The sequence below is a fragment of the Cupriavidus pauculus genome (assembly GCF_002858765.1).
Taxonomy (GTDB): domain Bacteria; phylum Pseudomonadota; class Gammaproteobacteria; order Burkholderiales; family Burkholderiaceae; genus Cupriavidus; species Cupriavidus pauculus_B.
In genome coordinates this window covers 1-12834 of the sequence record NZ_PJRP01000005.1, presented here as the reverse complement: position 1 = coordinate 12834, position 12834 = coordinate 1, and the positions used below count along the sequence as shown (strand labels likewise).

Below are 12834 nucleotides of genomic sequence, written 5' to 3'. Positions count from 1 at the left end.
TTCGGTTTCCTTGGTCGAGAAGGTAAGAGGTCATGCCGCGCATTCGCTGGACGCGGGTTCGGATACCAGCACGCAGCTCACGCGGTGGCCGCTGCCCAGCGATACCGCCGGCGGCACCGCAGCCAGGCACTCGGGCCGCGCCTGCGCACAGCGCGGGGCGAACGTGCAGCCCGGCGGCAGGTTGGCCAGGTCGGGCGGTGCGCCGCCAATCGTCTGCAGGCGCTGGCCACGGTCCATGCCGTGCTGGCGGCTTTGCAGCAGCGCGATGGTGTAGGGATGGCGCGCCTCGCGCATCAGCGTGCGGATCGGGCCTTCCTCGACGATGCGGCCGCCGTACATCACGGCCACGCGGTCGGCAATCTCCACCGCCGCGCCAATGTCGTGGGTGACAAAGACGATCGACAGGCCCAGTTCGCGCTGCAGCTCGCGCAGCAGGATCAGCACCTGGATCTGCACCGTGGCGTCCAGCGCCGTGGTGGGCTCGTCGGCCAGCAGGATTTTCGGCTGCGCGGACAGCGCCAGGGCGATCATCGCGCGCTGCCGCATGCCGCCGGACATCTCGTGCGGATAGGCGGCCAGGCGGCGCTCGGGGCTGGGAATCCGTACCGATTCCAGCGCCTTGAGCGCCAGCGCCTGGGCTTCGGCCTTCGATACCTTGCGATGGGTGCGGATGCATTCGACGATCTGCTGGCCCACGGTGTAGACCGGGTCGAGCGCCAGCAGCGGCTCCTGGAACACCATGGCGACGGTGCCGCCGCGCAGGCGGGCCAGCGCGCGCTTGTCGAGCTTGAGCACGTCCTGCCCGTCGACGCGGATGTCGCCCTGCATCGTCGTGCGGCGTGGCGGATGCAGGCGCATCAGGGCCCGCAGCGTCACGCTCTTGCCGGAGCCCGATTCGCCGATCAGGGCAACCGCTTCGCCCGGCGCGACGTCGAGCGACACGCCGTTCACGGCCTGGATGGTCTTGCCGCCGCCCGAGAACGTCACGCGCAGGTCGCTTACCGACACGGCCGGTGGGGTGGGGCTCGTGGGCGTCGTGGAGGTGGTGGAGGTTGTGAAGTCGGTTGCGTCTTTGGACATCGAAATCTCCCGCAATTCAGGGCGTGGCGGCGTGCAGGCCGGGCGTCATGCGGCGCAGCGGCAGCGAGTGGCCGCCGTCGGGCATCGCCATCAGGCACGACACCGGATGGCCGGCCAGCGCATCGGACAGTACCGGCGCGCGGCGTTCGCAGACTGGCTCGGCGCGGGCGCAGCGCGGATGGAAGCTGCAGCCCGGCGGCGGATTGATCGGGTTGGGCGGATCGCCGGCCAGCGGCGCGGCCAGCGTGCGGTGGTCGGGGTCCATCGACGGCATCGACGCCAGCAGCGCGCGCGTGTACGGGTGCGCGGGATTGGCATAGACCGATTCGGTGTCGCCGATCTCCACGACCTTGCCCAGGTACATGACCATCACCCGGTCGCACAGGTAGCGGATCACGTTGAGGTCATGGCTGATGAAGACGTAGGTCAGGTCGAACTCGGCCTTGAGTTCCAGCAGCAGGTTCAGCACCTGGGCCTCGACGGACTTGTCCAGCGCGGACACCGCTTCGTCCAGGATCACCAGGCGCGGCCGCAGGGCCAGGGCACGGGCGATATTCACGCGCTGGCGCTGGCCGCCCGACAGTTCGTGCGGATAGCGGCCGGCAAAGCGCTTCGGCTCCAGGCCCACGCGTTCCAGCAGGTAGCGCGCGCGCTCGGTGGCTTCCCGGGCCGGCACCCCATGCACGCGCGGCGTAAAGGCCACCGATTCCTCGATGGTCAGGCGCGGGTTCAGCGACGAATAGCTGTCCTGGAACACCATCTGCACCTGGCTGCGGAAAGCTATCATCGGCAACTGTGGCGACCCCACGCCCTGGGCGTCGAAGATCAGTTCGCCGCTGTCGTGCGGCGTCAGCTGCATCAGCAGCCGCGCCGTGGTGGACTTGCCGCAGCCCGATTCGCCCACCACGCCCAGCGTTTCGCCCTTGAGCACGTCGAAGCTGACGCCGTCGACGGCCCGCACCACGCCACCGGGGCGGAACGGGACGGCCGACTTCAGCGGGAAGTGCTTGATCAGGTCGCGTGCGATCACCAGCGGCTGGGCCGGGCCGCCCACGTCGGCGGCGGCAGCGCCGGGCGCTGCGGGATTGAGGGTTGCCAGCGTCTCGGCCATGCTCACTCCTTGATTTCCATGGCCGAGCGGATGCCGTCGGCCAGCAGGTTGAACGAGATCGAAGTCAGGAAGATCATCGCGCCGGGCAGCGCCGCCACCCACGGCTGGGTGTAGATGGCCGTGCGCAGCGTGTTGAGCATCAGGCCCCATTCGGGCTCGGGCGGCTTGACGCCAAGGCCCAGGAAAGACAGGCCGGACGCCAGGATCATCGACACCGAGATCAGGCTGGTGGCGTAGACGAAGATCGGCCCCAGCACGTTGTTGAGCACGTGCGCCCGGACGATGGTCAGCGACGAGGCACCCGATGCCCGCGCCGCATCGACAAACTCGCGGTTGCGCACCTGGGTGGTCACGCTCTCGGCCACGCGCACGATCTGGGGCACGAAGACGATGGTCAGCGACAGCAGCGCGTTGCCCACGCCGGCGCCCAGCGTGCCGGACAGCGCGATGGCCAGCAGCACCGACGGGAAGGCGTACAGGATGTCGGTCAGCCGCATGATGATCGTGTTGGTCCAGCCACCGGCATAGCCGGCCACGATGCCGATGGCGCTGCCGATCACGAACGCCAGCAGTACGGGCGTGATGCCCATGAACAGCGACAGCCGCGCGCCGAGCATCAGGCGCGACAGCATGTCGCGGCCCAGCTCGTCGGTGCCCAGCAGATAGCCCTCGAAGCCGATCGGCTTGAGCCGCTTGAGGATCGACGATGCGTAGGGGTCGGCCGGCATCAGCACCGGCGCGAAGACGGCCATCACGATCAGCGCCAGCAGGATCAGCGCGGCCAGCATGGCCAGCCTGTTGCGCAGCAGGCGCCGGCCCACGGTGGTCCAGTAGCCGGGCGAGCGTTCCACCGGCAGCGGCTGGATGGCCTTGGCCTTGTTCAGTGTCATTTCCATGGCCGGCTCCTCAGTTCCGTTGGATCCGTGGGTCGAACAGCGTCTGCAACGCGTCGACCAGCAGGTTCAGCAGCACGAAGAACACGGCCAGGACCAGGATCGTGCCCTGCAGCAGCGGAAAGTCGCGCTGGAAGATTGCCGAGTTCAGCAGGAAGCCGGTGCCGGGCCACGAGAAGACCGTCTCGATCAGGATCGAGCCGCCCAGCAGGTAGCCGAGTTGCAGGCCCATGACCGACAGCGCGGTGGGCGCCACGTTCTTGACCACGTGCCGGAACACGGCGAACTCCGACAGCCCCCGGGCGCGCAGCCCGACGATGAACTCGTTGGACAGGATTTCGGCCACCAGCGCCCGGATCGTGCGGGCGACGATGCCCATCGGGATCACCGACATCGTGACGGCCGGCAGCAGCATGTACTGGATGTGTTCCCAGTTCCACGTCCAGGAACCGGAGCCATCGGGGCCGGCGCCGGTGGCCGGCAGCCAGCCCAGCAGCACCGAAAACGCAATGACCAGCACCATGCCCAGCCAGTAGTGCGGGATGCTGACGCCCAGCACCGACAGGAACGACGCCACGCGGTCCGGGACCGAATCGCGCAGGTAGCCGGCCACGAAGCCGAACAGGCTGCCGAGCGTGAAGCCGATCAGCGTGGCCACTGCCGCCAGGCGGATCGAGTTGACGACCGCGTTCGACACCTCGGCCATCACGGGCCGGTTGGTCGCGATGGACGTTCCCAGGTCGCCGTGCAGCGCGCGTACGAGCCAGTGGAGAAACTGCTCCAGGAACGGCTTGTCGAAGCCGTACAGCGCGGTCAGCTGGCGCCGCAGGTCTTCGGATGCATCGGGCGGCAGCACCGACACGAGCGGATCACCGGGCGCGATATGAACCAGCGAGAAGCAGAGCAGGGCGACCCCAAGCAGGATCGGCAGCGCATACACGATGCGGCGGAGCAGGTAAGTCATGGTCTGTGGCCGGCTTGTGGGGATTGCGGAAGCGTTTGAAGCGTCGGATGCGTTTGAAGCGGGCCCCCCTCTCCCGTTGCACGGGAGAGGGGGGCGAACAGACGCTCAATCCATCGACATCGTCGCGATGTCGATGAACCAGCTTTGCGGCTGCACCACGCCCTTGACCTTCTTCGAGATCGCGCGCGGGCCCACGTCGTGGGCGATCAGCACGAACGGCGATTCCTCGACGATGCGCGCGTGCAGCTTGGCCAGCGCGGCGTCGCGGTCCTTCTCGCCGAACGACGTGCGCGCGGTTTCGATCAGCTTGTCGAACTCGGCATTGCCGAAGTAGCCCCAGTTGTTCGAGACCGGCGGCTGGGTCTTGGTGCTGACGAAGCGGACCATGGCGAAGAACGGATCCATCGCGGCAAAGCTGACGTTGATGGCGTTGGTGCCGTGCGCGCTCGCATCCTTGGCGCCGATGCGCCAGTTCGTGAACAGCGTGTTCCACTCGACCACATCGAAGTCCACCTCGAAGAAGCACTCCTTGAGGTTCTGCTGCACGTACTCGTTCATCGGCAGCGGCTGCATCTGGCCCGAGCCGGACGCCGATACCTGCACCTTGACCTTGACCGGCTTGGCGGCCGAAAAGCCCGCCTCGGTCATCAGCTTGCGCGCGGCGGCCGGGTCATACTTGATGTCGAACTTCGGATTGCCCCACCAAGGGTTGCCGGCTTCGACAATGCCCTTGGCCTCGGCCATGTAGCCGCCCAGCAGCGTCTTCAGGCCGGCGCGGTTCACGCAGAGGTTGGCGGCCTGGCGCACGCGCTTGTCCAGCCACGGCGAGTTCGGCGCGAACGACAGCTGCCAAGGCCACATGTGCGGCTGGGCGTTGGCGTAGACCTCGAAACCACGGCTCTTGATCTGCGCGATGGCGTCCGGTGCGGGGGCCTCGATCCAGTCCACCTGGCCGGACAGCAGCGCCGCCGTGCGCGCGTTGGCCTCGGGCATCGGCACCATCACCACCTTGTCGATCTTCGGCGTGCGCTTCGGGTCCCAGTAGCTGGCGTTCTTCGCCAGTTCCAGGCGCTCGCGCGGCACGAAGCGCGTCATCTTGAAGGGGCCGGTGCCCGATGCGTCGGCGGCGAACGCCACCCACGCCTGCTTGCTGCGCTCGGCCGGGTCGGTCACCGACGCCGGCACGGCGGCCAGCTTCTTCTCCCACTGCGTGGGCGATGCCATGAACAGGTTCGACACGTTGTAGGGCACGAACGAATCGGGCTCGGACGTCACCAGTTCCACGGTCAGGTCGTCGATCTTCTTAGCGCTGCGCAGCGTGGGCATGCGCGATGCCGTGACCCCCACCTGGCTCGGATCGAACTGCCTGGCGGTCTTGTCGAGCACCTTGTTCACGTTCCAGACCACGGCGTCGGCGTTGAACGGCGAGCCGTCGTGGAACTTCACGCCGGGCCGCAGCTTGAACGTCCACCTGGTCTTGTCCTTGTCGTCGACCTTCCACTCGGTGGCCAGGCCCGGCACCAGCAGGCTTGGGCCGTTGCTCTTGGACAGGTCCCAGGCGGTCAGGGCGTCGTACATCGGAATGCCGGTGAAGCGGTTGCCTTCAAAACCCTGGTCGGGCTGGCCCAGCGTGCGCGGGATATCGGCGGCGGTCATGCCGATGCGCAAAACCTTGTCGGCCATGGCCGCGCCGGGCAGGGCCAGCAGCGACAGGGCGACGGCAGCCGAAGCCGTCCGGATGACAGCGGAGAAACCTTTTGCGCGGGGATACGTGGAGAGGGTCACAGGCAGGGCTCCAGATTGGGGGATGGTTGAACGCTGTGTTCGATCTCGATCTAGCAAGTGATGTGCCAGTGCGCATGCACCATCGATGGATCTCCGGTGCCGGTGGTCTGCTTCTTGCTGGATCGACGATCGACGTTCACCCACCGCAGACAACACAGACATGGATTCGCAATTCACTCCCCGCATCAATGGCGCCCGCTTGTGGCAATCGCTGATGGACCTGGGCGCGATCGGCGCCACCCCCCTGGGCGGCGTGTGCCGCATCGCCCTGACCGACGAAGACCGCAAGGGTCGCGACCTGGTGGTGCAGTGGTGCCGCGAGGCCGGGCTCGACGTGCGCGTGGACGAGATCGGCAACGTCTTTGCGCGCCGCGCCGGCACCGACCCCACTGCGCCGGCCGTGGCCACCGGCAGCCATATCGACACCCAGCCATCGGGCGGCAAGTTCGACGGCAACTTCGGGGTGCTGGCCGGGCTGGAGGTCATGCGCACGCTCAATGACCTGGGCGTGGCCACGCGCGCGCCGCTGGAGGTGGCGTTCTGGACCAACGAGGAAGGCACGCGCTTTACCCCTGTGATGATGGGATCGGGCGTGTTCGCCGGGGTGTTCGACGGTGACTTCGCGCGCGCGCAGCAGGACCGCGACGGCGTCAGCGTAGGCGATGCGCTCGACGCCATCGGCTACCTGGGCGCGCAGCCTGCCGGCCAGGTGCCGGGCGGCATGTATGCGGCCTATTTCGAGGCGCATATCGAGCAGGGGCCGGTGCTGGAAGCCGCCGGCCTGCCGATTGGCGTGGTCAGCGGCGCGCTGGGCCAGCAGTGGTACGACGTAACCGTGAGCGGGCAGGACGCCCACGCGGGCCCCACGCCGCTGGCGCTGCGCCACGACGCGCTGCTGGCATCGGCGCGCATGATCGAGGCCGTCAACCGGATTGCACGCGACGAGGCGCCGCATGGCCGTGGCACCGTGGGCTTTGTCGAGGTCAAGCCGAACTCGCGCAACGTGATTCCGGGGCGCGTGGATTTTTCGGTGGACTTCCGCAACCTGTCGCAGGCCGGGCTCGACCGCATGGACGCGGCGATGCGCGCGGCGTTCGCCGGCATCGCCGACGTGGCCGCCGTCACGGTGGAGGTGCGTCAGGTGGTCAAGTTCGAGCCCTGCATCTTCGCGCCCGCGTGCGTGGACAGCGTGCGGCGCGCGGCGGCGTCACTGGGCCTGCCGCATATGGATGTGGTGAGCGGGGCGGGGCACGATGCCGTGTACGTGGCCCAGCGCGCGCCCACGGGCATGATCTTCGTGCCGTGCAAGGACGGCATCAGCCATAACGAGCTGGAAGACGCGCTGCCCGAGCATATCGAGGCCGGCGCCAACGTGCTGCTGCAGGCGATGCTGGAGCACGCGCGGTAATGATCGCCTGAAGGTTCAGTGGGCGATCGAGCGCGAGATCGCCCACGCACATTCGATCACCAGCGGCCCCAGCTTTTTCTGCGCGTCGGCCATGGTCCAGCGGCTGGCCGGCGGGGACACATGCACCGCGCCCACGGCCTCGCCACGGCTGTTCACGATGGGCGCGCCCACCCCCATGTCGCCCAGGAACAGCTCTTCTTCATTGCACGCATAGCCCAGGCGGCGGCACGCCACCACCTGCTCGAACATCGCGTCCACATCGGTCAGCGTGGCCGGCGTGCGCGCCTGCCGCGCGGAGGCTTCGAGCATCGCGCGCACCTGATCGTCGGGTAGCCGGCTCAGGTAGGCCCGGCCCGAACTCGTGCAGTACATCGGAATCCGCATGCCCACGGGCGTCAGCACGGGCATGTGCTTGGCGGTCATGAGCTGCGCCACGTAGACCATGTCGAGCCCCACGGGCTCCGTCAGGTTGGCCGTCTCGCCGCTGGTATTGGCCAGTTGCGACAGGTAGGGACTGGCAATCGGGATCAGCGCGTCGGCCGCCAGATAGTTGTAGCCGATCTCCATCACCTTGGGCGTCAGCCGGAAGCGCCGCGTCTGCGGGTGCTTGTCGACGTAACCGAGCCGTTCCAGCGTATGGACGGTGCGCTGGGCCGAGCTTTTGGTCATGCCGGTCAGCGCGGCCAGTTCCACCAGAGTCAGCGTGCGATGCACGGCGCTGAACGCGCGCAGCACTTCGAGACCTTTTTCCAGGGACTGGTTGAAAAGCGGGTCGGGGCGGTCGCCGTCGGTGATGGCCATGAGAGGTGGTTCCGGATTCGGCACCATCGTCGTGATCCGCTGCACCACGATGGTTGCGTATTGCACCAAGATATTGATGTATCGATTATCGATTCTATGCGAACGGCTCATAATAGGCGCAACCACAGTCACATGGCGCGTTGCCGGGCGATGTCTGGTGTTTACCCCTAGGGAATTCCGGGTTGTGTCCAGTGAAATATCACACTAGTATCACAACAACTTCAACGCACAGATCGTGATCCTGCCGTGGTGAATCCCATTCGACTGGTTGGCGCCGCCGACCCGGCGCCCGCAGTGCCCACCCCCGCCCAGAGCGGTGCGGCAATGCGCGAGCAGGCCTATACCGAAATCAAGCGCCGCATCATCGCGTGCGAATTCCGGCCGGGCGAACCGCTGAACGAGGCCCAGGTGGCTGCGCTGCTGGGCCTGGGCCGCACGCCCGTGCACCAGGCGCTGCATCGGCTGGAAGTGGAAGGGCTGGTATCGATCCTGCCGCGCAAGGGCGTGCTGGTGACGCCGCTGTCGCTCAACGAAGTGCTGGACATGATCGAAGTGCGCGCCACCAACGAGGTGCTGTGCGCCACGCTGGCCTGCGAGCGCGGTCACGACAGCGATTTCAAGGCGATGCGTGACATCGTCGACCGCTCGCCCGAACTGATCGCCCGTCGCGACATCCCGTCACTGGCGGCCCTGGATCTGAAGTTCCACACGGCGATGTCCGCCGCCTCGCGCAACCGCGTGCTGGCCGATCTTCTGCGCGGCCTGCACGAGAAGCAGGCGCGCTTCTGGTTCCTGTCGCTGTCCGATCCGCAGCACCTGGAGAACGTCTACCAGGAGCATCTGGAAATCGTCGACGCGCTGGAACGCCGCGACGTGCCGGCCGTGCGCGAGGCCATCCGCGAACACATTGACGAATTCCGGAAGAACATCATCCGGACACTCTGACCCAAACTTTCCCCTCGTAACAAAGGTAGTACGCAATGCCGACACTGCAACTCCAGGTAGCCGGCGGGGGCGCGCTCGCCCTCGACATCGAACGACTGATCATCGCCGGCTGGACCGGCCGCGACATGGAAGCCGTTCAGCACCATATCGACGAACTGAAGGCCATTGGCGTGAAGCCGCCCGCCACCGTGCCCACGTTCTATCCGCTGGCAGCCCAGCTGCTGACCACCGACGACGTGCTGGAAGTGCCGCGCGACGATTCGTCGGGCGAGACCGAATTCGTGCTGCTGCAGGGCGCCGATGCGCTCTATATCGGCATCGGCTCGGACCACACCGACCGCAAGGTCGAGGCGTATGACGTGACCGTGTCCAAGCAGATGTGCGCCAAGCCGATGGGCCGTGACGTGTGGCGCTTCGACGAGGTGGCCGATCACTGGGACGCACTGGAAATGCGCTGCTGGCGCGTGCGCGACGGCCAGCGCGCGCTGTATCAGGAAGGCAAGGTCACGCGCCTGCTGGACCCGCGCGACCTGATCGAGCGCCTGACCGGCGAATCGCAGCTGCCGGCCGGCACCGCGATGTTCTGCGGCACCCAGGCCGTGATCGGCGAGATGGGCCACGGCGAATCGTTCGAGGTGGAATTGCACGACCCCGTGCGCAACCGCAGCCTGCGCCACGCCTATCGCGTGGAAACGCTGGCCGTCGCCGAGTGAGCAATGCCATGACTGCACCTACCATTGCGGAACTGGCCGCCGCGCTGGCGGCCGGCCAGACCACCAGCGTCGCGCTGACCGAAGACGCGCTGGCGCGCATCGACCGCCATGTGCAGGCCGGCGGCGTGGCGTTCATGAGCGTCGATGCCAAAGGGGCGCTGGCGCAGGCCCATGCCGCCGACCAGGCGCGCGCAGCCGGCTATGTGGCGTCGCCGCTGGCCGGGCTGCCGGTCTCGATCAAGGACCTGTTCGATGTGCGCGGCCAGGTGACGCGCGCCGGTTCCAAGGCGCTGGACGGCCGCGCGCCGGCCCAGGCCGACGCCCCGGCCGTGGCGCGACTGCGCGCCGCCGGCGCGGTGTTGATCGGTCGCACCAATATGAGCGAGTTTGCGTTTTCGGGCCTTGGTCTGAACCCGCACTACGGCACCCCGCGCACGCCGTTCGATCCCGACCGCATCAGCGGCGGGTCCACATCGGGTGGCGCCGTGAGCGTGGCCGAGCAGATGGCCGTGGCCACGCTGGGCACCGATACCGGCGGCTCGATCCGCATTCCGTCGGCGTTCTGCGGCCTCACCGGCTTCAAGCCCACCGCGCGCCGCGTGCCGCTGGATGGCGCCGTGCCGCTGTCCACGTCGCTCGACTCGGCCGGCCCGCTGGCCCGCTCGGTGGCCTGCTGCGTGGCGATGGATGCCGTGCTCAGCGGCGAAACGCTGGACACGCGCGCCGCCGACCTGCGCGGCCTGCGCTGCTACGTGACGCGCGATTTCGTGGCCGACGGCCTCGATGCCGAAGTGGCGCAGGCATTCGAGGCCACGCTGGCAAAGCTGTCGGCCCAAGGTGCGCAGATCGTGGAATTCAGCTTCCCCGAATTGCGCCGCCTGCCCGAGATCAACGCCGCCGGCGGCCTGACCGCCGCCGAAGCGTGGACCTGGCATCGCGAACTGCTGCAAACGAAGGGCGACCAGTACGACCAGCGTGTGGCCCAGCGCATCCGCCGCGGCGAAAAGCTGACGGCCACCGACTACATCGTCCTGCTGGCCGAACGCCGCGCCATGCAGCAGCGCGCCACCGAACTGCTTCGCGATGCCGATGCCTGGCTGATGCCGAGCGTGGCCGTGCGCCCGCCGCGCCTGGATGCCCTGCAACGCGATGAAGACTTTTTCGCGATCAACGGCCTGGTGCTGCGCAACCCGAGCGTGATCAATTTCCTCGATGGCTGCGCGGCGTCGCTGCCGATGGGCGAGGGCATGGGTCTGGGCGTCTGCGGCCTGCACGGCAGCGATGCCCGGGTGCTGCAGGTGGCCGCGGCCATCGAACAGGCCCTGGCCTGACGCATTTTCCCGTCATACCGGCCGGATTCCCACGGCCGCCGCAGCAAGCGCCAGCACAGCGCAATGCGAGAGGGCGCCGCCAACGTAGCGGCGCCCCGCCAACCACACCCAAGGAGTAGTCACCGATGTCTTCCGTGATGAGCGGCGCCCCCGGCGCCCTGGAGAGCCTGCCGCCAGCACAACTGGCGCAGCAACGCAACGAGGCGTACCGCAAGATCACCGTGCGCCTGATTCCCTTCCTCGTATTCCTGTTCATCCTGGCCTGGATCGACCGCGTCAACGTGGGCTTTGCCAAGCTGCAGATGCTGCAGGACCTGCAGTTCAGCGAAGCCGTGTACGGGCTGGGCGCGGGGATTTTCTTCATCGGCTACTTCCTGTTCGAGGTGCCGAGCAACCTGCTGCTGGAAAAGATCGGCGCACGCAAGACGCTGGCGCGCATCACCATCCTGTGGGGCCTGGCCTCGATGGCGATGATCTTCGTGAAGACGCCGATGCAGTTCTACACGCTGCGCTTCATGCTGGGTATCTTCGAGGCCGGCTTCTTCCCGGGCGTGGTGCTGTATCTGACCTACTGGTTCCCGGCCGCGCGACGCGCGCGCATCAACGGCCTGTTCATGACGTCGTTCGCCATCGCCGGCGTGGTCGGCGGCCCGCTGGCTGGCTTCATCATGAGCGCGATGGATGGTGTGGACGGCCTGGCCAACTGGCAATGGCTGTTCGTGATCGAAGGCATTCCGTCGGTGCTGGCCGGCATCGCCGTGCTGCTGTATCTGCCGGAAAAGCCCGTCAACGCCAAGTGGCTGTCGCAGCAGGAGCAGGCCATCGTCACCCATGACATCGACCAGGAGGCAGGCGACCCGGCCAAGCATTCGTCGCTGAAGGACGCCCTTGCCAATGCACGCGTCTGGATCTGCGCGGCCATCTACTTCTGCGTGGTGAGCGGCAACGCGACGATCGCGTTCTGGTCGCCGTCGATCATCAAGGAGCTGGGGGTACAGGGCAACCTGCAGATTGGCCTGGTATCAGCCATCCCGTTCGTGGCCGGCACCATTGCCATGGTGCTCAACGGCATCCACTCGGACCGCACCGGCGAGCGCCGCATGCACTGCGCGCTGGCTACGCTGCTGGCCGCCGTGGGCCTGACCCTGACGGGCATGTGGCTGCACAGCGCCGTGCTGGCCCTGATCGCGCTGACCGTCGCATCCGTCGGCATCCTGGCCGCATTCCCGGTGTTCTGGTCGCTGCCCTCGGCCTTCCTGGCCGGCACGGCCGCCGCCGGCGGCATCGCGCTGATCAACTCGATCGGCAACCTGGCCGGCTTTGTGGCGCCGTACATGATCGGCTGGTTCAAGACGACCACCGGCAAGCTGGCGTCCGGCCTGTACTTCGTGGCCGCCCTGGAGGCCTGCGCAACGGTCCTGGTGATCGCGTTCATCCGCGCCCGCCAGTGATTCTGCGCGGCGTTGCGCGCCGGGCGGGCAGGGGACTGGATTCCCCTGACGCCTTGCGATACAATCCGCTTCCTTATTGCGCCGCAGGCTGAAGTTACGCCGGCGGCACGAACCGGATCCCGGCGCGCAACGCGCCACAGCAAGCCACAAGCAGGAAAAGGCGGGCAGTCCAGCCGCCTTTTTTGCTTTTGTGAATGCCCGGTTCCAGGACTGCGAGGGTGGCGAAATTGGTAGACGCACCAGGTTTAGGTCCTGACGCCAGCAATGGTGTAGGGGTTCGAGTCCCCTCCCTCGCACCAACCTACCTATAAGTTGCGTAATCGCAACTTATACACTCCAAGCCAGTCGGTGG

General features: G+C 67.2%; 11 protein-coding genes and 1 tRNA gene. 6 read left to right on the top strand and 6 right to left on the bottom strand.

Annotated elements, in window-relative coordinates; translation table 11 throughout:
- Nucleotides 1–30 precede the first annotated feature (30 nt).
- From CYJ10_RS12745 to CYJ10_RS12725, 5 genes are all read right to left on the bottom strand, one after another.
- The gene (locus CYJ10_RS12745; RefSeq protein WP_101681878.1) at nt 31–1080 is read right to left on the bottom strand and encodes an ABC transporter ATP-binding protein; all 1050 of its coding nucleotides are present in this window, start codon (nt 1078–1080) and stop codon (nt 31–33) included.
- Nucleotides 1081–1096: 16 nt separating this feature from the next.
- A complete protein-coding gene (locus CYJ10_RS12740) occupies nt 1097–2191 on the bottom strand; it encodes an ABC transporter ATP-binding protein (RefSeq protein ID WP_101681877.1) in 1095 nt (364 codons plus the stop codon).
- A gap of 2 nt (nt 2192–2193) precedes the next feature.
- Complete coding sequence (locus CYJ10_RS12735) at nt 2194–3087, bottom strand: ABC transporter permease (protein WP_101681876.1); 894 nt, start codon at nt 3085–3087, stop codon at nt 2194–2196.
- A 10-nt stretch (nt 3088–3097) separates the two neighbouring features.
- Complete coding sequence (locus CYJ10_RS12730; protein WP_101681875.1) at nt 3098–4048, bottom strand: ABC transporter permease; 951 nt, start codon at nt 4046–4048, stop codon at nt 3098–3100.
- A 105-nt stretch (nt 4049–4153) separates the two neighbouring features.
- Nucleotides 4154–5731, bottom strand: a complete 1578-nt coding sequence (locus CYJ10_RS12725) for an ABC transporter substrate-binding protein (protein ID WP_257993320.1) — start codon at nt 5729–5731, stop codon at nt 4154–4156.
- 262 nt (nt 5732–5993) lie between these two features.
- On the opposite strand from CYJ10_RS12725, the gene CYJ10_RS12720 reads away from it, so the two are divergent.
- Nucleotides 5994–7241, top strand: a complete 1248-nt coding sequence (locus tag CYJ10_RS12720; protein WP_101681874.1) for a Zn-dependent hydrolase — start codon at nt 5994–5996, stop codon at nt 7239–7241.
- A gap of 15 nt (nt 7242–7256) precedes the next feature.
- Here the strand turns inward: CYJ10_RS12720 and CYJ10_RS12715 are convergent, their stop codons facing one another.
- Nucleotides 7257–8069, bottom strand: coding sequence for an IclR family transcriptional regulator (locus CYJ10_RS12715; protein ID WP_374703262.1), 813 nt, complete (start codon nt 8067–8069; stop codon nt 7257–7259).
- A 219-nt stretch (nt 8070–8288) separates the two neighbouring features.
- Here CYJ10_RS12715 and CYJ10_RS12710 point away from each other — a divergent pair, with 219 nt between their 5' ends.
- The 5 genes from CYJ10_RS12710 to CYJ10_RS12690 all read left to right on the top strand — a co-directional run bounded on the left by CYJ10_RS12710 (nt 8289) and on the right by CYJ10_RS12690 (nt 12781).
- On the top strand, nt 8289–8987 hold the full coding sequence (locus CYJ10_RS12710; RefSeq protein WP_101681873.1) for a GntR family transcriptional regulator: 699 nt from the start codon (nt 8289–8291) through the stop codon (nt 8985–8987).
- 35 nt (nt 8988–9022) lie between these two features.
- Nucleotides 9023–9700: a DUF2848 domain-containing protein gene (locus CYJ10_RS12705; RefSeq protein ID WP_101681872.1), complete on the top strand. Its 678-nt coding sequence runs from the start codon at nt 9023–9025 to the stop codon at nt 9698–9700.
- An 8-nt stretch (nt 9701–9708) separates the two neighbouring features.
- Nucleotides 9709–11031 (top strand): amidase, encoded by a 1323-nt coding sequence (locus CYJ10_RS12700; protein ID WP_101682122.1) that lies wholly within the window; start codon nt 9709–9711, stop codon nt 11029–11031.
- Between the two features lie 125 nt (nt 11032–11156).
- The gene (locus CYJ10_RS12695) at nt 11157–12482 is read left to right on the top strand and encodes an MFS transporter (RefSeq protein ID WP_101681871.1); all 1326 of its coding nucleotides are present in this window, start codon (nt 11157–11159) and stop codon (nt 12480–12482) included.
- A 212-nt stretch (nt 12483–12694) separates the two neighbouring features.
- Nucleotides 12695–12781: transfer RNA gene (locus tag CYJ10_RS12690), tRNA-Leu, on the top strand.
- Nucleotides 12782–12834 lie beyond the last annotated feature (53 nt).

Excerpts from the sequence above, each read along its gene's own strand:
- CYJ10_RS12740 (WP_101681877.1), bottom strand. The coding sequence starts at position 2,191 with ATGGCCGAGACGCTGGCAACCCTCAATCCCGCAGCGCCCGGCGCTGCC.
- CYJ10_RS12725 (WP_257993320.1), bottom strand. The coding sequence starts at position 5,731 with ATGGCCGACAAGGTTTTGCGCATCGGCATGACCGCCGCCGATATCCCG.
- CYJ10_RS12715 (WP_374703262.1), bottom strand. The coding sequence starts at position 8,069 with ATGGTGCCGAATCCGGAACCACCTCTCATGGCCATCACCGACGGCGAC.
- CYJ10_RS12730 (WP_101681875.1), bottom strand. The coding sequence starts at position 4,048 with ATGACTTACCTGCTCCGCCGCATCGTGTATGCGCTGCCGATCCTGCTT.
- CYJ10_RS12695 (WP_101681871.1), top strand. The coding sequence starts at position 11,157 with ATGTCTTCCGTGATGAGCGGCGCCCCCGGCGCCCTGGAGAGCCTGCCG.
- CYJ10_RS12735 (WP_101681876.1), bottom strand. The coding sequence starts at position 3,087 with ATGGAAATGACACTGAACAAGGCCAAGGCCATCCAGCCGCTGCCGGTG.
- CYJ10_RS12700 (WP_101682122.1), top strand. The coding sequence starts at position 9,709 with ATGACTGCACCTACCATTGCGGAACTGGCCGCCGCGCTGGCGGCCGGC.
- CYJ10_RS12720 (WP_101681874.1), top strand. The coding sequence starts at position 5,994 with ATGGATTCGCAATTCACTCCCCGCATCAATGGCGCCCGCTTGTGGCAA.
- CYJ10_RS12705 (WP_101681872.1), top strand. The coding sequence starts at position 9,023 with ATGCCGACACTGCAACTCCAGGTAGCCGGCGGGGGCGCGCTCGCCCTC.
- CYJ10_RS12745 (WP_101681878.1), bottom strand. The coding sequence starts at position 1,080 with ATGTCCAAAGACGCAACCGACTTCACAACCTCCACCACCTCCACGACG.